The 20044-nt window shown below is 73.9% G+C and carries 14 protein-coding genes and 1 pseudogene; 4 read left to right on the forward strand and 11 right to left on the reverse strand.

Annotated elements, in window-relative coordinates; translation table 11 throughout:
- Window positions 1-122 precede the first annotated feature (122 nt).
- A pseudogene (locus BU197_RS14740) lies at window positions 123-1244 on the reverse strand (acyl-CoA dehydrogenase family protein); the annotation flags it as partial.
- Window positions 1245-1460: 216 nt separating this feature from the next.
- On the opposite strand from BU197_RS14740, the gene BU197_RS14745 reads away from it, so the two are divergent.
- Together BU197_RS14745 and BU197_RS14750 are read left to right on the forward strand one after the other, a co-directional pair.
- The gene (locus tag BU197_RS14745) at window positions 1461-3083 is read left to right on the forward strand and encodes an AMP-binding protein (protein WP_188268726.1); all 1623 of its coding nucleotides are present in this window, start codon (window positions 1461-1463) and stop codon (window positions 3081-3083) included.
- A 323-nt stretch (window positions 3084-3406) separates the two neighbouring features.
- The gene (locus tag BU197_RS14750; protein ID WP_188268727.1) at window positions 3407-4234 is read left to right on the forward strand and encodes a PaaX family transcriptional regulator C-terminal domain-containing protein; all 828 of its coding nucleotides are present in this window, start codon (window positions 3407-3409) and stop codon (window positions 4232-4234) included.
- A gap of 114 nt (window positions 4235-4348) precedes the next feature.
- On the opposite strand, the gene BU197_RS14755 is transcribed toward BU197_RS14750, so the two are convergent.
- Window positions 4349-5116, reverse strand: coding sequence for an SDR family oxidoreductase (locus BU197_RS14755; protein ID WP_188268728.1), 768 nt, complete (start codon window positions 5114-5116; stop codon window positions 4349-4351).
- Window positions 5117-5199: 83 nt separating this feature from the next.
- Here BU197_RS14755 and BU197_RS14760 point away from each other — a divergent pair, with 83 nt between their 5' ends.
- Complete coding sequence (locus BU197_RS14760; protein ID WP_188268729.1) at window positions 5200-5811, forward strand: TetR/AcrR family transcriptional regulator; 612 nt, start codon at window positions 5200-5202, stop codon at window positions 5809-5811.
- A gap of 286 nt (window positions 5812-6097) precedes the next feature.
- Here the strand turns inward: BU197_RS14760 and BU197_RS14765 are convergent, their stop codons facing one another.
- The 4 genes from BU197_RS14765 to BU197_RS14780 all read right to left on the reverse strand — a co-directional run bounded on the left by BU197_RS14765 (window position 6098) and on the right by BU197_RS14780 (window position 10351).
- The gene (locus BU197_RS14765; protein ID WP_223182967.1) at window positions 6098-8530 is read right to left on the reverse strand and encodes a bifunctional salicylyl-CoA 5-hydroxylase/oxidoreductase; all 2433 of its coding nucleotides are present in this window, start codon (window positions 8528-8530) and stop codon (window positions 6098-6100) included.
- A 2-nt stretch (window positions 8531-8532) separates the two neighbouring features.
- Complete coding sequence (locus BU197_RS14770) at window positions 8533-9360, reverse strand: enoyl-CoA hydratase family protein (protein WP_188268730.1); 828 nt, start codon at window positions 9358-9360, stop codon at window positions 8533-8535.
- Window positions 9361-9664: 304 nt separating this feature from the next.
- Window positions 9665-9808: a hypothetical protein gene (locus BU197_RS14775; protein ID WP_188268731.1), complete on the reverse strand. Its 144-nt coding sequence runs from the start codon at window positions 9806-9808 to the stop codon at window positions 9665-9667.
- Window positions 9809-9940: 132 nt separating this feature from the next.
- Entirely contained in the window at window positions 9941-10351 is a 411-nt protein-coding gene (locus tag BU197_RS14780) for a hypothetical protein (protein ID WP_188268732.1), read from the reverse strand.
- 146 nt (window positions 10352-10497) lie between these two features.
- Here BU197_RS14780 and BU197_RS14785 point away from each other — a divergent pair, with 146 nt between their 5' ends.
- Entirely contained in the window at window positions 10498-11049 is a 552-nt protein-coding gene (locus BU197_RS14785) for an ATP-binding protein (RefSeq protein WP_188268733.1), read from the forward strand.
- Here BU197_RS14785 and BU197_RS14790 read toward each other — a convergent pair.
- From BU197_RS14790 to BU197_RS14810, 5 genes are all read right to left on the reverse strand, one after another.
- On the reverse strand, window positions 11003-12481 hold the full coding sequence (locus tag BU197_RS14790; protein ID WP_188268734.1) for an amino acid permease: 1479 nt from the start codon (window positions 12479-12481) through the stop codon (window positions 11003-11005). The two genes, BU197_RS14785 and BU197_RS14790, sit on opposite strands and share 47 nt — an antisense overlap.
- A gap of 159 nt (window positions 12482-12640) precedes the next feature.
- Window positions 12641-13660 (reverse strand): ornithine carbamoyltransferase, encoded by a 1020-nt coding sequence (gene argF, locus BU197_RS14795; protein ID WP_188268735.1) that lies wholly within the window; start codon window positions 13658-13660, stop codon window positions 12641-12643.
- A 139-nt stretch (window positions 13661-13799) separates the two neighbouring features.
- Complete coding sequence (locus BU197_RS14800; RefSeq protein WP_188268736.1) at window positions 13800-15032, reverse strand: arginine deiminase; 1233 nt, start codon at window positions 15030-15032, stop codon at window positions 13800-13802.
- A gap of 59 nt (window positions 15033-15091) precedes the next feature.
- Entirely contained in the window at window positions 15092-17899 is a 2808-nt protein-coding gene (locus BU197_RS14805) for a hypothetical protein (protein ID WP_188268737.1), read from the reverse strand.
- Window positions 17896-20025, reverse strand: coding sequence for a hypothetical protein (locus tag BU197_RS14810; RefSeq protein WP_317452116.1), 2130 nt, complete (start codon window positions 20023-20025; stop codon window positions 17896-17898). The genes BU197_RS14805 and BU197_RS14810 overlap by 4 nt, the downstream gene beginning before the upstream one ends.
- Window positions 20026-20044: the final 19 nt, after the last annotated feature.

Below are 20044 nucleotides of genomic sequence, written 5' to 3' on the forward strand. Positions count from 1 at the left end.
ACGGTCCCGGGGCTGACGACTTCGTCCCCGGCCCTGGCCCCAGACCCAGACCCGGCTCCGCCCACGGCCTCAGCCACTTCCCCTCCCCCTCCCCCGGCTCCGGCGGGGGCGGGCCCGACAGGTGCTCGCCGCGTCCCGTACAGCTCCCTCGCGATGATCGTGCGCTGGACCTCGGTGGCGCCCTCGTAGATCCGGGGGGCGCGGACCTCCCGGTAGAGGTGTTCGAGGAGGTGGCCGCGTTGCAGGGCGCGGGCGCCGTGCAGTTGGACGGCGGCGTCGACTACGTACTGGGCGGTCTCGGTGGCGAGGAGTTTGGCCATGGCGGAGCGCCGGGGGACGTCGGGGTCGCCCTCGTCGTACGCGGTGGCCGCCGCGTACACCAGGAGACGGGCCGCCTCCGTGCGGGTGGCCATCTCGGCGACCTGGTGGGCGACGGACTGGAGGTCGGCGAGGACGCCGCCGAAGGCGGGGCGGGTCGCGGTGTGGGCGAGGGTCGCGTCGAGCGCCGCCTGGGCCATGCCGACGGCGAAGGCGCCGACGCTGGGGCGGAAGAGGTCGAGGGTGCGCATGGCGACCCGGAACCCCCGGTCGGGCACGCCGAGCAGGTCCCCGGGGCCGACGGGCACCCCGTCGAAGGTGAGGGTGCCGAGGGCGTGCGGGGCGAGCATGTCGAGGGGTTCCCCGCCGAGCCCCGGCCGGTCGGCGGGGACCAGGAAGGCGGTGACGCCCCGGGCGCCCGCGCCCCGGGTGGTGCGGGCGAAGACGGTGGCGACATCGGCCTCGGGCGCGTTGGAGATCCACCGCTTCTCGCCGTGCAGGCGCCAGCCGCCGCGCCCGTCGGGGACGGCGTCGAGGGCGAGGGCGGCGGCGTCGGAGCCCGCGCCGGGTTCGGAGAGCGCGAAGGCGGTGACGGTCCGGCCCGAGGTGATCCCGGGGAGCCAGCGGGCCCGCTGGGCTGGGGTGCCGAAGGCGGCGACGGGGTGTCCGCCGAGGCCCTGGAGGGCGAGGGCGGTCTCGGCTTCGGTGCAGACGCGGGCGAGGGTCTCGCGGAGGAGGCAGAGGTCGAGGGCGCCGGAGCCGAAGAGCCGGGCGAGCAGGCCGAGGTCGCCGAGGGCGGCGACGAGGGGGCGGTTGACCCGGCCCGGCTCGCCCCGCTCGGCGAGCGGAGCGAGGCGGGTGGCGGCGAGGTCGCGCAGCTCCGCACACCAGGTGGTCTGTTCCGGATCGAGCGAGAATGCGGGCATGCGGGCCCTCTCCGACACCTTGGGGCGTCTTCGTCCCTGTCCGCCGCCGGTCCACCGCCTGGGCCGGGGCGCTCCCGGAAGGCCGTCGCCGGGCACCGGGCGGTGCCGTGGTCCGGGCCTCCCCCGGCAGTCGTATCGCGAACCGTTGACTGCCGTCACCGACACGATACGCTCGTGGAGCGATGTGCGACCCCACCACGACAGGGGGACGGACTCTTGGAGCTGACACCCTCGGCCCACCTCGACACCTTCGCACGCGACCGGCTGCCGCCGCCCGCGCAGTGGCCGCGCCTCCTCTTCGACCTCCCGGAACTCGCGTACCCCGATCGGCTCAACTGCGGGGAGGAACTCCTCGACCGCACGGTGGAGCGGTTCGGCGCCGACCGGCCCGCCTTCCTCGACGGCGAGGGCGGTGTGTGGAGCTACGGGCTGCTCCGGGAGCGGGTCGACCGCATCGCCCATGTCCTCACCTCCGACCTGCGGGTCCTGCCCGGCAACCGGGTCCTGCTGCGCGGCCCCACCACCCCCTGGCTGGCCGCCTGCTGGCTCGCCGTGATGAAGGCGGGCGCCATCGCCGTGACCGTCCTCGCCCAGCAGCGCGCCCCCGAACTCGCCGTCATGGCCGAGGCCGCCCGCTGCACCCACGCCCTCTGCGCCGCCGCCACCCTCGACGAACTCCTCGAAGCGCGCGTCCCGGGCCTCCGCGTCACCCCGTTCGGCGGCGAGGGCCCTGACGATCTGCTCGCCCTCGCCGCCCGGCACCCCGGCCGCTACACCGCCGTGCCGACCGCCGCCGACGACGTGGCCCTCATCGCCTTCACCTCCGGCACCACCGGCCGTCCCAAGGGCTGTGTCCACTTCCACCGGGACGTCCTGGCCGTCGCCGACACCTTCTCCGCGCATGTCCTGCGCCCGCTGCCGGACGACGTCTTCGCCGGTTCGCCGCCACTCGCCTTCACCTTCGGCCTCGGCGGGCTCGTCGTCTTCCCCCTGCGGGCCGGGGCCAGCACGGTCCTGCTCGAACAGGCGGGACCGAAACAGCTGCTCGCGGCGGTCGAGCGGCACCGGATATCGGTACTGTTCACCGCCCCCACCGCCTATCGGGTGATGCTCGACGAGCTGGCCCAGGGAACCGCCCCCGAACTCGGCTCGCTGCGCCGCTGCGTCTCCGCCGGGGAGAACCTTCCCGAGGCCACCTGGCAGGCCTGGTACGCGCGCACCGGACTCCGGCTCATCAACGGCATCGGCGCCACGGAACTCCTGCACATCTTCCTCTCGGCCGCCGACGGGGACATCCGCCCCGGCACCACCGGCCGTCCGGTGCCCGGCTGGCGGGCCAGGATCGTCGACCGCGCGGGCCGGGAGGTCCCCGACGGCGAGGAGGGGCTGCTCGCCGTGCGCGGCCCGGTGGGCTGCCGCTATCTGGCCGACCCCCGCCAGACGGAGTACGTACGGGACGGCTGGAACGTCACGGGAGACACCTGCGTCCGCGAGCCCGACGGCTACTTCCGGTATGTCTCACGGGCCGACGACATGATCATCTCCGCCGGGTTCAACATCGCGGGACCCCAGGTGGAGGAGGTCCTCCTCACCCACCCCGACGTGGTGGAGACCGCCGTCGTGGGCCGCCCCGACGCACTGCGCGGACAGATCGTCGTGGCCTACACGGTGGTACGGGAGGGCGTCGCGCGCGACGCGGGCACGGCCGCCGCGCTCCGGGCCTTCGTCCGCGCCCGGCTGGCCCCGTACAAGTCCCCCCGCGAGATCGTCTTCCTGGACGCCCTGCCCCGCACGGCCACGGGCAAGATCCAGCGCTTCCGACTGCGCGGGGCGACGTGAGGGGACGGGGGGCGGGTTCGGGGACGGCGTACGGAGACGGGGACGGAGACGGGTACAGGCACAGGCAGAGGCAGAGGCACAGGTAGAGCTACGGCGTAAGGGGACGTACGGGGCCCCGAAGGCGGCGCCAGAGGCGGCCGTCGGTGGCGCGGACCTGGGTCGCGTGGCCGAAACCGCCCCACTCGCGGGACCCCGGCCGAGAGCGGGCGGGGACCGCTCCTCCCCCGCTCCCACCCCCCGAAACCATGCCTGACCGGCACGTTCCGCACCCCCGGCCCCTCTCTGCCGGGCGCGGCGCCCCGGGCACCCCCTAAAGTGATCGCGTGGCCGAGCAGCACACCCCCCGATCCCTGATCGTCTCCTTCTACGGCGCCTACGGCCGTACCCCCGACGGCTCCCCCCTGCCGGTGGCCGCCCTCATCCGGCTGCTCGGCGCCCTCGGGGTGGACGCGCCCTCGGTGCGTTCCTCGGTGTCCCGGCTGAAGCGGCGCGGGCTGCTGCTGCCGGGCCGGACGGCGGGCGGGGCCGCCGGGTACGCCCTCTCGGAGGACGCCCGCAGGCTCCTGGACGACGGCGACCTGCGCATCTACGCCCGTACCGAACCCGAACTCGCCGACGGCTGGGTCCTCGCCGTCTTCTCGGTCCCCGAGGCCGAGCGGCACAAGCGGCACCTGCTGCGCTCCCGGCTCGGCCGGCTCGGTTTCGGCTCGGCGGCGCCCGGCGTCTGGATCGCCCCCGCGCGCCTGTACGAGGAGACCCGCAACGCCCTGGAGCGGCTCGAACTCTCCCCGTACGTGGACCTCTTCCGGGGCGACCACCTGGGGTACGCGGCGACGACCGAGGCGGTGGCCCGCTGGTGGGACCTGTCCGCCATCGCCGGACTGCACGAGGAGTTCCTCGCGGTGCACGAGCCGGTGCTGCGGTCCTGGCGGACGGCCCCTGCGGGGCCCGAGGACGCCTACCGGGACCATCTGCTCGCCCTCGACTCCTGGCGCCGCCTGCCGTACGCCGATCCGGTCCTCCCGGCGGAACTCCTCCCGGCCGACTGGCCCGGCCGCCGCTCGGCGGAGGTCTTCACCGCCCTGCACGAACTGCTGAGGGAGCGGGGCGCGGAGTACGTACGCCCGTTCCTGGCCGGGGACACGGCCTGAGGGCCGTCGCGTACGGAGGAGGCCCCGGGTCCGGGATTCCGACGGGGTGCGTTCCGTCCCACCGGGCGATGATGACGTGCATGGGGCCTCCCTGCTGCGCGAGCCCGCTGCGCATCAGAGTTGCGAACCGCCCGTGGCGTCGATGACCTGTCCCGTTACCCAGCGGGCGTCGTCCGAGGCCAGGAAGGCGACGATGTCGGCCACGTCCTCCGGGCGGCCCACCCGGCCGAGCGCCGAGAGCTGCGAGGCGGACTGCTCGGCGCCTTCGTTGCCGCGGAGCCAGGAGGCGTTCATGTCGGTGTCGATGATGCCGGGCGCCACCGAGTTGACGGTGATGCCGCGGTCGCCGAGGGCCTTGGCGAGCGTGAGGCTGAAGGTGTCGATGGCACCCTTGGTCATGCCGTAGGCGATGATGTCGGTCAGGGCGATGCGCGTCGCCCCGGACGAGACGTTGACGATCCGGCCGCCGTCCCGGAGTCGCTTGAGCCCCTGCTGCACCAGGAAGAACGGGGCCCGCACGTTGACGGCGAACATCTCGTCGAAGGACTCGGGGGTGGTCTCCTCGATGTGGCCGCGGGACGTGATGCCGGCGTTGTTCACCAGGATGTCGAGGTCGGCGCTGTCGCCGTGCTCCATCACCTGACGGTCGAACTCGGCCCACAGGCTCTCCACGCCGCCGTCCGCGCCCAGTTCGGCCCGGATGGCGAAGGCCGTGCCGCCCGCCGCCCGGATCGCGCCCACGGTCTCTTCGGCGGCGGCGGCGTTGTGCCCGTAGTGCACGGCCACGAGGGCGCCCTCCCTGCCGAGCCGCTCGGCGGTCGCCCGCCCGATGCCCCGGCTGCCACCCGTCACAAGAGCCGTCTTGCCCGTGAGCGAACCCATGGTGTCCCCATCCCTAGATCTGTAGTGATGACTATGGAAAGCAGAGTACACGGAATCCATAGCGATCGCTGTAAAATTCAGGCATGACAGTGACGAAGCGTGGGCGCCCGCGAAATTTCGACCGCGACGTGGCCCTCGCGCAGGCCACACGGCTCTTCTGGGAGCACGGCTACGAGGGCACGTCCATCGCCGACCTGACCCGGGCCATGGGGATCTCGCCACCCAGCCTGTACGCGGCCTTCAGCGACAAGCGGACCCTCTTCACGGAGGTCGTCGACCACTACGGCGGCACCTTCGGCGCCTTCATGGGCAGGGCCCTCGACGGAGAGAGCGACGTCCGCGCGGGGTTCGGCAGGATGCTGCGCGAGGCCGCCGTGTCGTACACCGATCCACTGCATCCGGCCGGCTGCCTGGTCATCACGGCGGCGACGAACTGCTCGACGCAGACGGCCGATGTCGAGCGGGACCTGCGGGAACGGAGGGTTTCGAACGTCCGCGACTTCGAGAGGCGGCTGACCGAGGCCAAGACGGCAGGGACGCTGCCCGAAGGCGTCGAACCACGCGACCTGGCGGTCTACTTCGCGGCCGTGGTCCAAGGCATGTCCCAGCAGGCACGGGACGGGGCGAGCGCGGCGGAACTGGGGCGGGTGGCCGAGCTGGCCATGGCCGCGTGGCCCGCGCGAAGGGAGGGGTGAGCACGGCTTCCCGGTCCGCCGTTCGACGTCCGCCCTCGCACAGGCGGACCCGGTGATCACCCGTCCGGGCACTCCCGGACGGCGGTACGGCCTTCGCGCGATCCCGAACCCGGCCGGGGGAACAGGGTCACTCCCCTCGTCGGTACGGGCGTACCGACCGGCGCACCGGGGGTGCATCGGTCCGCGCCCGCACGCCCCGGGCGGGGCGTCGGAGCGGGCCGTTCCGGACGGTCCGGGGCCGGATCGGTCTCCGGGACCGGGGTGATCGTCCGGAACCGGGTCCGGTTCAGGTCGTGCGCCCGGTCGGGGGTGGTCGGCTGCCCGCCCGGTAGGGGGCGGGCCAGGGGGCGGCGGGGCCCTCGTAGCCCTGTTCGGCCGCCGCGTGCAGGGTCCAGTGGGGGTCGTAGAGGTGCGGGCGGGCCAGCGCGCAGAGGTCGGTGCGGCCCGCCAGCAGCAGGGAGTTGACGTCGTCCCAGGAGGAGATGGCGCCGACGGCGACGACGGGGACCCCGGCCTCGTTGCGTATCCGGTCGGCGTACGGCGTCTGGTACGAGCGTCCGTAGGCGGGGGTCTCCTCGGGGACGACCTGTCCGGTGGAGACGTCGACGGCGTCGGCTCCGTGGGCGGCGAAGGCGCGGGCGATCGCGACGCCGTCCTCGTCGGTGGTGCCGCCCTCGGCCCAGTCGGTGGCCGAGATCCGTACGGTCATGGGCCGCTCCGCGGGCCAGACCTCCCGTACCGCGTCGAAGACTTCGAGCGGGAAGCGGAGCCGTCCTTCGAGGTCGCCGCCGTAGTCGTCGGTGCGGTGGTTGGTGAGCGGGGAGAGGAAGCCGGAGAGCAGGTACCCGTGGGCGCAGTGCAGTTCGAGCAGGTCGAAGCCGCTGCGGGCGGCCCGGCGGGCGGCGGCCGTGAACTCTTCCCGTACGGCGGCGAGTCCGGCGCGGTCGAGGGCGCGCGGCACCTGGTTGACGCCGGGCCGGTAGGGCAGCGGCGAGGCGGCGACCAGGGGCCAGTTCCCGGCGGGCAGGGGCTGGTCGATCCCCTCCCACATGCGCCGGGTGGAGCCCTTGCGGCCGGAGTGGCCGAGTTGGACGCCGAGCGCGGTGCCGGGCGCGCCGGTGTGGACGAAGTCGGCGATCCGGGCCCAGGCGTCGGCCTGCTCGTCGGTCCACAGTCCGGTGCAGCCGGGGGTGATACGGCCCTGGGGGCTGACGCAGACCATCTCGGTCATGACGAGCCCGGCGCCGCCGAGGGCGCGGGAGCCGAGGTGGACGAGGTGGAAGTCGCCGGGGAGGCCGTCCTCGGCGACGTACAGGTCCATCGGGGAGACGACGATCCGGTTGCGGAGGGTCAGTCCGCGCAGCCGGAAGGGCGTGAACATGGGCGGGGTGCCGGGCGGGCAGCCGAAGTCGCGTTCGACGGTGGCGGTGAAGTGCGGGTCGCGTAGGCGCAGGTTGGCGTGGGTGACCCGGCGGCTGCGGGTGAGCAGGTCGAAGGCGAAGCGGCGGGGCGGCCGGTCGACGTGCTCGGCCAGGTCCTCGAACCAGCGGAGGCTGGCGGCGGCTGCGCGCTGGGTGGATTCGACGACGGGGCGGCGCTCGGCCTCGTAGGCGGCGAGGGCGCCGGGCAGGGCGGTGTGTCCTTCGAGGCTGCGGGCGAGGGCGACGGCGTCCTCGACGGCCAGTTTGGTGCCGGAGCCGATGGAGAAGTGCGCGGTGTGGGCGGCGTCGCCGATGAGGACGGTGTTGCCGTACGACCAGTGGGCGTTCACGACGGTCCGGAAGGCGGTCCAGGCGGAGCGGTGGGAGCGCAGGGGCCGGCCGCCGAGCGCCTCGGCGAAGATCTCGGCGCAGCGGGCGGCCGACGCGGTCTCGTCGAGGTCCGGGAATCCGGCCGCCTCCCAGACCTCCTCGCGCATCTCCACGATGACGGTGGAGGCGCCGGGCTCGTACGGGTAGGCGTGCAGTTGCATCACGCCGTGCCGGGTCTCCGCGATCTCGAAGCGGAACGCGTCGAAGGCGAAGTCGGCGGCGAGCCAGATGTAGCGGCAGCGGTGGGTGGTGATCCGGGGGCGGAAGTGGGCGGCGTGGGCCTCGCGGGTGCGGCTGTGGACGCCGTCGGCGGCGACGACCAGGTCGTGGGTGGCGGCGAGGTCTCCGGGGGGTGGGGCCTCGGTGCGGAAGCGGAGCCGTACGCCCAGTTCGGCGCAGCGGTTCTGGAGGATCTCCAGGAGTCGGCGGCGGCCGAGGGCGGCGAAGCCGTGGCCGGTGGAGGTGGTGCGGTGGCCCCGGTGGACGACGTCGATGTCGTCCCAGCGGACGAGGGCGTGGCGGAGTGCTTCGTGGACGGCGGGGTCGGCGTCGCCGATGCCGCCCAGGGTCTCGTCGGAGAGGACGACGCCGAAGCCGAAGGTGTCGGAGGGCGCGTTCCGCTCCCAGACGGTGACCTCGCGGGCGGGGTCGAGCCGCTTGAGCAGCGCGGCGGCGTAGAGCCCGCCGGGCCCGCCCCCGACGACGGCGATACGGGTGGGGGCGCGGGGGGCGGGGGTGCCGGGGTAGTCGCTTTCCTCGGGGTAGGCGGGGCAGTCGCGGGAGGCGAGGTGGGGGCTTTCGGTGGGGTGGGGGCCTTCGGCGGCGGGACCCGGGGCGGGGTCTGCGCCGGGGGCGGGCTCGGGCTCGGGTTCGGAGCCGGGGGCCGGGCCGGGGTCGGGGGGCCGCATGCTCAGTGTCCCTGCCAGTTCGGGGGGCGTTTCTCCGTGAAGGCGGCGTGGAACTCGGCGTAGTCCGCGCCGTGCATCAGGAGTGCCTGGGTGGAGGCGTCCAGTTCGACGGAGGCGGCGAGTGGCATGTCGAGTTCGGCGGTGAGCAGGGCCTTGGTCTGGGCGAGGGCGAGGGCGGGTCCGTCGGCGAGGCGGCGGGCCAAGGCGGCGGCCCGTTCGCCCGCCCTGCCCTCCTCGGTCAGCTCGGAGAGCAGGCCGATGCGGTCCGCTTCGGCGGCGTGGACGGGTTCGCCCAGCATGAGGAGCCGGGTGGCGTGGCCGAGTCCGACGACCCGGGGCAGCAGATAGGCCGCGCCCATGTCGCCGCCGGAGAGCCCGACGCGGGTGAAGAGGAAGGAGAAGCGGGTGGTGGGGTCGGCCACCCGGAAGTCGGCGGCGAGGGCGAGGACGGCCCCGGCTCCGGCGGCGACGCCGTGCAGCGCGGCGACGACGGGGAAGGGGCACTCGCGCAGGGCGCGTACGACCTGGCCGGTCATCCGGTTGAAGTCGAGGAGCCGGGCGGTGTCGAGGGCGAGGGTGGCGCCGATGATCTCGTCGACGTCGCCGCCGGAACAGAAGCCCCGGCCCTCGCCGTCGAGGACGAGGGCGCGGACGGACCGCTCGCGGGAGAGTTCGGCGAGGAGGTCGCGCAGATCGGCGTAGGCGCCGAAGGTGAGCGCGTTGAGCTTCGCGGGGCGGGCGAGGGTGACGGTGGCGACGCCCTGGTCCACGGCGAGGCGCAGATGGCGCCACTCCTCGGTGCGGGGCGCGGAACCGGTAAAGGGGCTCATCGGACGGCGGCCTCCTTCCTCCGCTCGGAGGTTATCACCGTATGGTGACTGTCGTCACGAGTACGCGATACGGGTTGCCGGGGCGGGCGCGGGGTGCCGTGCGCCGGATGCCGGGTGCCGGGTGCCATGCGCCGGATATCAGGCGCCGATACGGGCCGGACGCCGCGCGCCGATACGGGCCGGGCGCCAGGTGCCGATACAGACCGGAAGCCGGACGCCCATACGGGGCGGGCGAGGGCTCGGCCGCCGTCGGGTGATCGCGCCCTCGCCTCCGAGTCGGCTCCGGCGGCCCCTCGCCCCCGGGTCAGCTCCGGTGGGCCGTCGCCCTGGGGCGCAGTCGGCGCGTGAGGAGGATGCCCGCCACGGCGAGCAGCCCCGTGAGGACGAAGACGCCCAGGAGCGCGGTGCCGGTGGAGCCGTCGTGGTTCCCGGCGAGTGCGATGGCCACACCGCCCAGGCCCGCGATCAGGGCCGTAGCGAGGGTCTGCGCGAGCTGGAGGGCACCGCCCGGCCTGGAGGGCGGAACCGACGACCCAGGTGATGGCTCCGGCCGAAAGCCCCAGACCGGCCAAGGTAGCGCTCATGCCGCGCCCCTCCTGCAACCCCAGCGGAAGGAACGCCGCGCTGCCGCAGCAGACGCCGCACAGAAGGCCGCGCAGGACGACGCCCGCGCCGAGGCCGGGCCGGGCCGGGCGCTGAGCGTGCCCTCGGGCGCGACCCAGCGCAGCGCGGGAACGGCGACGGCGAGGCCGGTGACGGTCAGGACGATCAGCAGGGGGAGGTTCTTGAGCAGCAGCGCCCGGGAGAACACGCCGGTGCCCACGGTGAGCAGGACGGCGCCGGGCAGGGGGCGCTTCCACCACCGGGAAGCGGGCGTCGACGCGGCGGAGGAAGCGGCTTCCGCGGGTCGCAGCCTCCGCAGCGGCGGCAGGGTGAGCGCCGCGGCGACGACCGGCCGGGCGGCGCGGGCCAGGCAAGTACCGAAAGACACGGCCCGGGTCCCCGCCGTCCGTGACCGAGGTCCCGCGTGGCAAAGGAGGGGCGCCCCTGGATCCGGGGCTTGCACCTCGTAAGGTGGAAATCAGGACGTCTCGGGACGTCCGCCCCACCCGCCTCCGGCGAAGGGAGCCCGGACCCATGCCCGAAGCCAACGGACCCCCCGTCCCTGGCGTCACTGTCGACGGCCCCGTCCCCGGCGTCACCGTCGACGACCCCGTCCCGGACGAGCCTCCCGCCGCCGGGCCGGCCGCCTCCTGGCGGATCGCGCTGCCCCACACCACCGCCGCCGTGCCGGTCGCCCGCGCCCTGATCCGTACCGCGCTCACCGACATCGACCCCGCCGCCGCCGGGCGCCCCGACTGCGACACGGCCGAGCTGCTCACCGCCGAGCTGGTCGCCAACGCCGTCGAGCACACCGCGGGCCGGGGGCCCATCGAGCTGGTGGTCGAGCTGTTCGCGCCGCCGGGCGGCTGTCAGATCGAGGTCCACGACCCCGAGCCCGCCCACCCCGGTCAGCTCGTCTGCCCCGACCCGGAGACCGAGGTCGACCCCTGGCAGGAGCACGGCCGGGGTCTCCTGCTCATCCGGGCCCTCAGCAGCGACTGCGGACACCGCCCCACCGCGCACGGCAAGGCGGTCTGGTTCACGCTTCCGGGAGCCCCTCCCCCGCGCCCCCGTCCGGAGCGGTGAGGCCCAGGCACGAGTGGCGGCGCCCGTAGCCCGCGTACACCAGCGAGCCGACGGCCAGGAAGGCCGCGAACTGCACCCAGGTCGTCCAGCCGGTGCCCCGGATCAGGTAGAGGCAGAACACGATCCCGAGGATCGGGCTGAGCGGGAAGAGCGGCACCCGGAAGGAGCGCGGCAGCTCGGGGTCGCGGCGGCGCAGCACCATCACGGCCAGGTTGACGGCCACCATGGTGGAGAGGGTGCCGATGGTGGTCAGGTTGACGACCACGTCGAGCGAGGAGAAGGCGGCGGGGACGGCGAAGACGGCGGCCACGATCCAGGTGTTGGCGACCGGTGTCGCCGACTTCGGCGAGACCCGTTCGAAGACCCGGGGCACGAGTCCGTCGCGGGACATCGACATCAGGATGCGGGTCTGCCCGTACATCACCACGAGGACGACGGAGGCGATGGCGACGACCGCGCCGAAGGCGATGATCCCGCCGCCGACCGACGAGCCGGTGACCTGGTCGACGACGACGGAGAGCGCGGCGGGCCGGCCGGCCACCTCGTCGGCGCCGAGGGCTCCGATCGCGGCGAGCGCGACGGCGCAGTACAGCAGGGTGACGATGCCGATGCAGACGAGGATGGCGATCGGGATGTTCCGGCGCGGGTTCTTGACCTCTTCGCCCGCCGTGGTGATCGCGTCGAAGCCGATGTAGGAGAAGAAGGCCACCGAGGCGCCGCCGGTGATCCCGGCGAGGCCCTCGCCCGCGAACGGCGAGAGGTGCCCGTCCTGGAACGCCGAGAAGCCGATGGCGCAGAAGACGATCAGGATGCCGATCTTGAGGACGGCCATGGCGGCGGTCGCCCGCGCGCTCTCCCGCACCCCTCGGACCAGCAGGGTCGCGGCGAGCAGGATGACGATCACGGCCGGCAGGTTGACCACTCCGCCGTCGGCGGGGCCCGCGGACAGGGCGGTGGGCAGCTGCAAGCCGGTCAGGCTGTCGAGCAGTTCGTTGAGGTACTGGCTCCAGCCGACCGCGACCGCCGAGACGGAGACGCCGTACTCCAGGAGCAGGCACCAGCCGACGAGGAAGGCGACGCGCTCGCCGAGGCTCGCGTAGGCGAAGGAGTACGAGGACCCGGAGACCGGGATCGCGCCGCCCAGCTCCGCGAAGGAGAAGGCGGTGAAGATGCAGGTGATCGCCGCGAGGATGAAGGAGATCACGACGGCGGGGCCCGCCTTGGCGACGCTGTCGGAGAGGCCGACGAAGATGCCGGTGCCGACGATCGCGCCGACGCCGAAGCACACGAGCTGGAAGAGGCCCATGGTGCGCTTGAGGCTGTTGCCTTCGAGGTCGGCGCCCGATTCGGCGAGGAGCTGCTGGGGGGTCTTGATCCGCCGGGGGGAAAGGATCCCCCGGCGGGTGTCGCTCCGTGGGGCGGACGGGGTCATGCGGCGGTTCTCATCTCTGGTGGTGCACGCGAAAGGGGGGTTCGGGCATATCTGCCGAAACCCCCCTGAAGTACGCGATCCTAAACCGCGTCCTGCATATTCACCCAATCGGGCGTAAAACTATGCCGCCGGGAGCGGATCGCGAACGGCTTGACCGCACTACGCCTTCGGGAGCGGTCCGCCGGCCATCGTCGCGACCATGACCGCCTTGATCGTGTGCATCCGGTTCTCCGCCTCGTCGAAGACGACCGAGTGGGCCGACTCGAAGACCTCGTCGGAGACCTCCAGCTCGGTCAGTCCGTGCCGGGCGTGGATGTCCCGGCCGACGGCCGTGCCCAGGTCGTGGAAGGCGGGCAGGCAGTGCAGGAACTTGACGTCCGGGTTCCCGGTGGCCCGCAGCACGTCCATGGTCACGGAGTACGGGGAGAGGGCGACGATCCGCTCGTCCCAGACCTCCTTGGGCTCGCCCATGGAGACCCAGACGTCGGTGGCGACGAAGTCGGCGCCCGCGACCCCCTCGGTCACGTCCTCGGTGAGGGTGATCGTGGCGCCGCTGCCCTCGGCGAGTTCGCGGGCGGCGGAGACGACCTCCTCGGCGGGCCAGTAGGCCCGGGGGGCGACGATCCGCACGTCCATGCCGAGCAGGGCACCGGTGACCAGGTAGGAGTTGGCCATGTTGAAGCGGGCGTCACCGAGGTACGCGAAGGCGATCCCGTCCAGCGGCTTGTCGCTGTGCTCGGTCATGGTGAGCACGTCGGCGAGCATCTGGGTGGGGTGCCAGTCGTCGGTGAGCCCGTTGAAGACCGGCACTCCGGCGAAGGCGGCGAGTTCCTCGACCGCCTCCTGACTGTCACCCCGGTACTCGATGCCGTCGAACATGCGGCCGAGGACACGGGCGGTGTCCTTGGTCGACTCCTTGTGGCCCATCTGGGAGGCGGCGGGGTCCAGATAGGTGGTGGAGGCGCCCTGGTCGGCGGCGGCCACCTCGAAGGCGCAGCGGGTGCGGGTCGAGGTCTTCTCGAAGATCAGCGCGATGTTCCTGCCGCGCAGCCGCTGGACCTCCGCGCCCGCCTTCTTGGCGGCCTTGAGTTCGGCGGAGAGCGCGACCAGGCCGCGGAACTCCTCGGCGGTGAAGTCCAGCTCCTTGAGGAAGTGGCGGCCGATGAGGTCTGTGGCCATGGGACGCGCTCCTGGGGGTACGGGTCGAGGGGACGGCGGTCAGAACCCTGGAAGTGTATACACACTTCAACATTTATATACAGCCTGATCTCGTATGCGTGTCGGTCTCCCGTACTCGCGTCCTGTTCCGGTACGGACGTCAGACCGCGTCCCGCTCCACCGGGCAGCTCATACAGCGCGGTCCGCCCCTCCCCCGCCCCAGCTCGCTGCCGGGAATCTCGATCACCTCGATGCCCTGCTTGCGCAGATACGTGTTGGTGGTGGCGTTCCGCTCGTACGCGACGACCACCCCCGGCTCCACCGCGAGGACATTGCACCCGTCGTCCCACTGCTCCCGCTCCGCCGCGTGCACGTCCTGCGTCGCCGTCAGCACCCGGACGTCCTGAAGCCCCAGCGCCGCCGCGATCGCGCTGTGCATCTGCTCCGGCGGATGGTCGGTCACCCGCAGGGACCGGCCCTCCTCCCCCGGCTCGATCGTGTAGGAACGGAGCATCCCGAGCCCCGCGTACTGCGTGAACGTGTCCTGGTCGACCATCGTCATCACCGTGTCCAGATGCATGAACGCGCGCCGCTTCGGCATGTCGAGCGCCACGATCGTGCGCGCGGAACCCGCCTCGAACATGCGCCGGGCCAGCATCTCCACCGCCTGCGGGGTCGTCCGCTCGCTCATCCCGATGAGCACGGCGCCGTTGCCGATCACCAGGACGTCCCCGCCCTCGATCGTCGACGGATAGTCCGCCTGCCCCTCGGACCAGTGGTGGAACGGCCCCGCCTCCGCCCCCGTGAACAGCGGGTGGTGCTTGTAGATCGCCTCGAAGTGCACGGTCTCGCGCTGCCGGGCGGGCCAGCGCATCGCGTTGATCGACACCCCGTCGTAGATCCACGCCGAGGTGTCCCGGGTGAAGAGGTGGTTCGGCAGCGGTCCGAGGACGAAGTCGTCCAGGTCGAGCGCGTGGAAGCGGACGGAGGTCGGCTCGTGGTGCGCCGCCAGGAACTCCCGCTTCGTCATCCCGCCGACCAGCACCTCGGCCAGCGCGTCCGCGTCGAGGGAGTCGAACGCCGCCCGGAGGTGGTCGGCGGCGAGCGGCCCGTACTCCTTCTCGTCGAACACCCGGTCGAGGACCAGGGCGCGGGCGGCCGGCACGTCCAGGGACTCGCTCAGCAGCTCCCCGAAGAGATGCACCTCCACGCCCCGGTCCCGCAGCACATCCGCGAACCCGTCGTGCTCCTGCCGGGCCCGGCGCACCCACAGGACGTCGTCGAAGAGCAGCGCGTCCTTGTTGGTCGGGGTCAGCCGCTTCAGTTCCAGATCAGGCCGGTGCAGGATGACACGGCGCAGCCGCCCGGTCTCGGAATCGACATGGAATCCCATGCGCCCATCCTGACGGAGCGAAGGGTCCGGGGCACGCCTTCGGCCGGGGGCGGGTGGCGTCATGAGAGCGCGGCCCTCAGCAGACCCACGCCCATCAGGGCCATCCCGAGCAAGGCCTGGCCCCCCAGCAGACGCCCCCGGGAGTCGAGGCCCCGGCCACCGGAGTGACCCGGATCCGGCCCGGCCCGGTGTCCCGTCCCACCCGGGTGCGGTGCCGCGCGCGGCAGGCCGCACGCGTCCTTGAGGAGCACCAGCCAGACCGCGTCCGGCAGCCCCGGCCGCTCGCCGTCGACGATCTGCCAGAAGGCCTCGCGGGCGGAGGGCTCCGGGCTCGTGCGGAGCCGGGAGAGCAGGTCGGCGACCGTGCCGACGGGGGCGTCCCCGGCGCCGAGCAGGGGGCGGACGGCCCAGCGGTGCAGCTCGGCGGCGTTGGCCGCGCGCTGCGCCTGCGACGTCTCGCCCTCGCCGGGCGACCCGACCGCCCACAGACCGTGGTGGAGGGCTGCCTCGCACAGCTCCCGCAGCAGCGGGTACTCCCAGGAGGGCATCCGGCGGGCGATCTCGCCGAGCAGGACGGTACGGACGGAGTACGCCTGCCGACGCCTCAGCGCGTCGAGCAGCTCACGGTTCCCGGCCCGTTCGACGAGGTCACGGGCCTCGTCGACCGTGCGCGCGTCGGACAGCTTGTACACAAGCCCGGTCTCGACGTCCCACCGCCGACGCCGCCGCTTCCTCCCGGGCGCGGGCCCGGTCCACTCGGGCGCACAGCGGGCGAGGGCGGGGCGGGGGTAGGGGTCGGAGGGGGGCGGGGGCAGATCCGGGGCGGGAGTGGGGGTGGGGGTACGGGTAGGGGTGGGGGTGGGGTCTTGGTCGGGCTCGGGGGCCCTGGAGGACTCCGGTGGCTCCGGGGCCTCCCGGTAGCCGGTGGAGCCGGTGGAGCCGGTGGAGCCGGTGGAGCCGGTGGGCTCCAAGGGCTCCAAGGGCTCCAAGGAAGGGTGACGGGAGGGGTCAGAGGTGCCGGGCGGGCTGGTCGGGGTCGGTGGGGCGGCCGAGGCCTCGGGGGCGGGCGACGCCGAGGTGCCGGTCGGCGCGGGAGAGCCGATGGGCGCGGGAGAGTCGGTCGGCGCGGAGTGGCCGGGGCGGGGCGGGTGGTTCGGGCGAGGGGGGAGAGCCTGGCGGGCAGGATGGGGCGGGGCGTCCACGTACACGGGCCTGTCGGGGTCCGACCCGTCCGAGGCCGACGGGCCCTCCGCGCGGACCGGGTTCGCCGATCCCTCCCACGCCTCAGGGCGGGCAGGGTTCTCCGGTCGGCCGGGCTCCCGGTCCCGGTCGGTCGGGGTGTGGCTCCACACCTCGGCACTACCAGGCCGCTCCGGACGGTCGGACTCCCAGTCCCGGTCGGTCGCGGCATGGCTCCACACGTCGGCCCCCACGGGCCGCTCCGGTCGGTCGGTCCCCACGGGCCGCTCGGGCCGCTCCGAGCGGTCGGGGCGGTCGGGTCGCTCCGGGCGCTCGGTTCCCACGGGCCGCTCAGGGCGCTCGGGCCGGTCGGGCCCCACGGGCCGCTCAGGTCGCTCCGGGCGCTCGGGCCCCACGAGCCGCTCCGGCCGCTCAGCCCCCACAGACCGCTCCGGTCGGTCCGTCCTCGCGTACGGCTCCCGTCGTCCCGGCTCCTCCGGTCGGTCCGGCCGCCCCCACCTCTCCGACCGGTCCGGCCGGTCCCACTCCTCCGGCCGGTCCCACTCTTCCGGCCGGTCCCACTCCTCCGGCCGGTCCCACTCTTCCGGCCGGTCCCACTCTTCCGGCCGATCCGGCCGACGTGTCCCTTCCGGCCCGCCCGGCTCCCTCCCGTCCCGGTTCCGCGTGTCCGGGCGCTGCCAGGGGTCCGGGGTCGCCCGGGGGGCCGGACGGGGGGTGGCTCCGGGTGGTTCCCTGCGGGGACCCGTAGGGGTGCCCCGGTACGAGTCGGGGAGGCGGCCCCGGTCCAGTGCGCCGAGGGCCCGTGCGGCCACCTCCAGGAGGGAGGCGCGGCGGGTCGCTCTGGCCATGTGGAGCGCGCCTGCTACGAGACGGTCGCCGCCCTCCCCCGCCGCCACGTCCCGCAGATGGTGGGCGACGAGTCCCGCGGCGACGTCCTCCGCCCGATCGCCGATCCGTTCGCTCGGGTCGACCCGACGGCGGCCGGTGTTACTGCTCGCGGCCCCGGACCAGCGGCTGACGAACACGAAGCGGAGGGCGGGGAGTTCGACGGTGTCGTGGGTGGCGAAGGTCCACCGGCGTTCGGTGACCTCGCCGAGGATCCCGTGCAGCCCCCGGAGGACGGGGGAGGCGGTGTCGCCGCGCTCGTCGAGGACGGTGAAGCGGTCGTCGGGGCGGCGCAGCAACTCGGCGACCATGCCGGTGAGTTCGTCGGCCACGCCCGCGAGGCGCCGATCGAGTTCCGCCTGCCCTCGCCGGGCCGAGCGGGCGAGTGCGGCCTCGGAAACGACCGGCAGCGGCTCCCGGCCCCCGGCGGCGGCCTGGTCGGCGCCCGTCCAGTCCCAGGCGTGGAGCCCGAGGCAGGTGTCGGGTTCGAGGAGGCCGGACACGCCCACGAGGGCGTGGCAGAGGACGGAGGTCCCGCCGTCGGCCTCGACGAGAGGGGCCCGCCGGATGAGCATCACCTCGGCGCGGCGCTGGAGCCGGACGAGGGCGGGCCGGGTCTCCTCGCCGCTGGCCCGCAGGACCGGCCCGGAGAGACGGAAGAGGGATTCGGCCTCCTCCCGGGGCCCGGACCAGGCGACCGGGCCGAAGCCGGTGCTGCCGGAGAGGTTCTCGCTGTCCCAGCGGAAGACGATCTGGTCGACCTCGTTCTCCGACCGTGTCATCGGTTGTTCCCCTCTCCGGCCCCCAGGGGACCGGCTGTGTCCGCCCCGGGCAGCAGCCCGCACGAGGCGAAGAGCGACAGCAGTGGCGCGAGGACCCGGCGGGGCCGGGCTCCGTGCGGGAATCGGTCGCCGCGCGCCTGCCCCCCGGTGGCGGCGACGAAGTGCAGGGTGCAGTCCGCGCAGTCGTCGAAGGGCTTGAGCCAGGCGGCGCTCGCGTGGTGGGCGAGGAAGGCGTACGCGTCACGGCTCTCGGCACGGACGGCGCCGGGATCGTGACGTCCGGGCAGCTCGCGCCCGAGCCAGCGGTCGACGACGGGCTCGTAGCGGACCAGGTCGCTCTTGTTGACGGCGAGCGCGGCAGGGGCGGCGACGAGCCCGCCGCGCTGTCGGGGGATGCGGTTGAGGACGGTGGCGAAGGCCTCGTCGCCGAGTTCGCGCCGTCGGAGTCCGCTCTGTTCCCGTACGGGGTCGAGGGAGGTGAGCCGGAGCGCGCGCAGCGGGTCGAGGACGAAGACGAAGGCGTCGACGCCCATGAGGAAGCGGCCGACCTCGCTGTCCTGGGCGAGGTCCTCCCCCGCGAGGTCGAAGAAGACGACGGGCCGGGGCTGGGCACCGCTCGCCGAGACCAGCAGCCCGTCGGCGAACCGGGCGAAGGTCTGCTGTCCGGTGCGCCCCAACTGCCGTCCCTGCTGGAGGCTCTGCACCCGTTCGCGCAGATAGGCGCGGTGGGCCTCGGGGTTGAGCGGCAGACACTTCAGTCCGTACGGTTCGAGCCCGCCTTGTTCGACCTCGCCGAGCATGGCGGCGAGGAGGTGCGTCTTGCCGACGGAGGAGCTGCCGACGAGGGCGATGGTGAGCGGCTCGCCGTTGGTGAGGTAGGGCACGGGGAGTTCGTGCTCCTCCTCGCCCTTCCCCGTGTGCGGGCAGCGGTGGTACGCCTTGCGGCGGGCCTCCTGGAGGTGTCCGGGCCGGTGCTCGCCGCCGAGGTCCAGCGGGATGCGGTTGCCCTTGGCGTCGATGGTGACGAGGAGCCGTTCGTCGTACACCACGGGGAGCAGGCAGTGCGGGCACATCCGGCCCGGCGGGGGCGGCGGCGGTGCGGAGGGGTCCGGTCCCGGCACCCGGCCCGGCGGGGGCGGGCCCACCGGTTCGCCACCGCCGAAGATCCGGCCGAGGAAGGAGGAGCGGGCCGGACGGGATCCGGGGGCGGGGGCGCCGGGGGACGCCTGACCGCCCCCGACACCACCGCCACCGCCACCGCCACCGCCACCACCGCCACCGATGCCGATGCCGATGCCACCGGCTCCGGCTCCGGCTCCGGTCAGGGCGCGTTTACGGGAGATCTGCTGGTCGTACGCGGCGCGCCAGCGGTCCAGCGGGTCGGCCGCGCCCGAGCCGCCTGCGAGCGGGTCGCGGACGTGGAGGAGCCTCAGGAGGTCGGCGGGATAGGGGCGTTCGGCGGCGCGGGGCGAGAAGAGACCGCTCTGCCCGAGGGCGGCGAGCCTCCGGTAGTCGGCGAGGTCCCCGGGCGGTCCCTCACCCCGGTCGGGGCGTCCGGCGAGCAGGTAGTAGGCGATCTCGGCGACGGACCACAGGTCGTCCCGGGGGTCGGCGATCCCGCGCCCCGCGCGCTGCTCGGGCGAGGCCCAGGGGGCGGCCCCGTAGGGGTCGCGCGGTTCCCCGACGCGCAGGGAGGCGTACGGCTCGCACAGGCGCACGCGTCCCTGGGTACCGTCCCACCGTACGGTGTCGGGGGTGATGGCCCGGTGGACGAGACCGGCCTCCGACAGGAGCCTTACGGCCATGGCGAGTTGGCCGATGATCCGTTCCTGGTCCTCGACGGCGAGTCGGCCCGCCCATTCGGCGAGCGGGCGCCCGGTCGGCGGCCGGTACAGCACGAAGGGTTCGGGGGCGGTCAGGCCGAAGCCGACGACCCGGGTGAGCACGGCCCCGAACTTCGCACCCCGGTAACGCCGTTCGAGAGCGACGGCGGCCTCCACCTCGCGCTCCAGACGCCGATAGGCGCCCGGGTCGGCCAGCGCGGGGGACGCGAGGCGGTACTGGACGACGGGCTGCCCGGAACTCCCGAGAAACGCCCGCCGCACGAGAAACCCGGGCCGCTCCACAGGCCGCTGCTCCTCCCCG

Origin of the sequence: Streptomyces sp. CBMA291 (genome assembly GCF_014596525.1) — a bacterium.
Classification (GTDB): Bacteria; Actinomycetota; Actinomycetes; order Streptomycetales; family Streptomycetaceae; genus Streptomyces.

What these genes read in the sequence shown, in the direction of transcription:
- BU197_RS14755 (WP_188268728.1), bottom strand. Translation starts at nt 5,116, where the DNA reads ATGGGTTCGCTCACGGGCAAGACGGCTCTTGTGACGGGTGGCAGCCGG.
- BU197_RS14760 (WP_188268729.1), top strand. Translation starts at nt 5,200, where the DNA reads ATGACAGTGACGAAGCGTGGGCGCCCGCGAAATTTCGACCGCGACGTG.
- BU197_RS14765 (WP_223182967.1), bottom strand. Translation starts at nt 8,530, where the DNA reads ATGCGGCCCCCCGACCCCGGCCCGGCCCCCGGCTCCGAACCCGAGCCC.
- BU197_RS14770 (WP_188268730.1), bottom strand. Translation starts at nt 9,360, where the DNA reads ATGAGCCCCTTTACCGGTTCCGCGCCCCGCACCGAGGAGTGGCGCCAT.
- BU197_RS14785 (WP_188268733.1), top strand. Translation starts at nt 10,498, where the DNA reads ATGCCCGAAGCCAACGGACCCCCCGTCCCTGGCGTCACTGTCGACGGC.
- BU197_RS14790 (WP_188268734.1), bottom strand. Translation starts at nt 12,481, where the DNA reads ATGACCCCGTCCGCCCCACGGAGCGACACCCGCCGGGGGATCCTTTCC.
- argF (WP_188268735.1), bottom strand. Translation starts at nt 13,660, where the DNA reads ATGGCCACAGACCTCATCGGCCGCCACTTCCTCAAGGAGCTGGACTTC.
- BU197_RS14800 (WP_188268736.1), bottom strand. Translation starts at nt 15,032, where the DNA reads ATGGGATTCCATGTCGATTCCGAGACCGGGCGGCTGCGCCGTGTCATC.
- BU197_RS14805 (WP_188268737.1), bottom strand. Translation starts at nt 17,899, where the DNA reads ATGACACGGTCGGAGAACGAGGTCGACCAGATCGTCTTCCGCTGGGAC.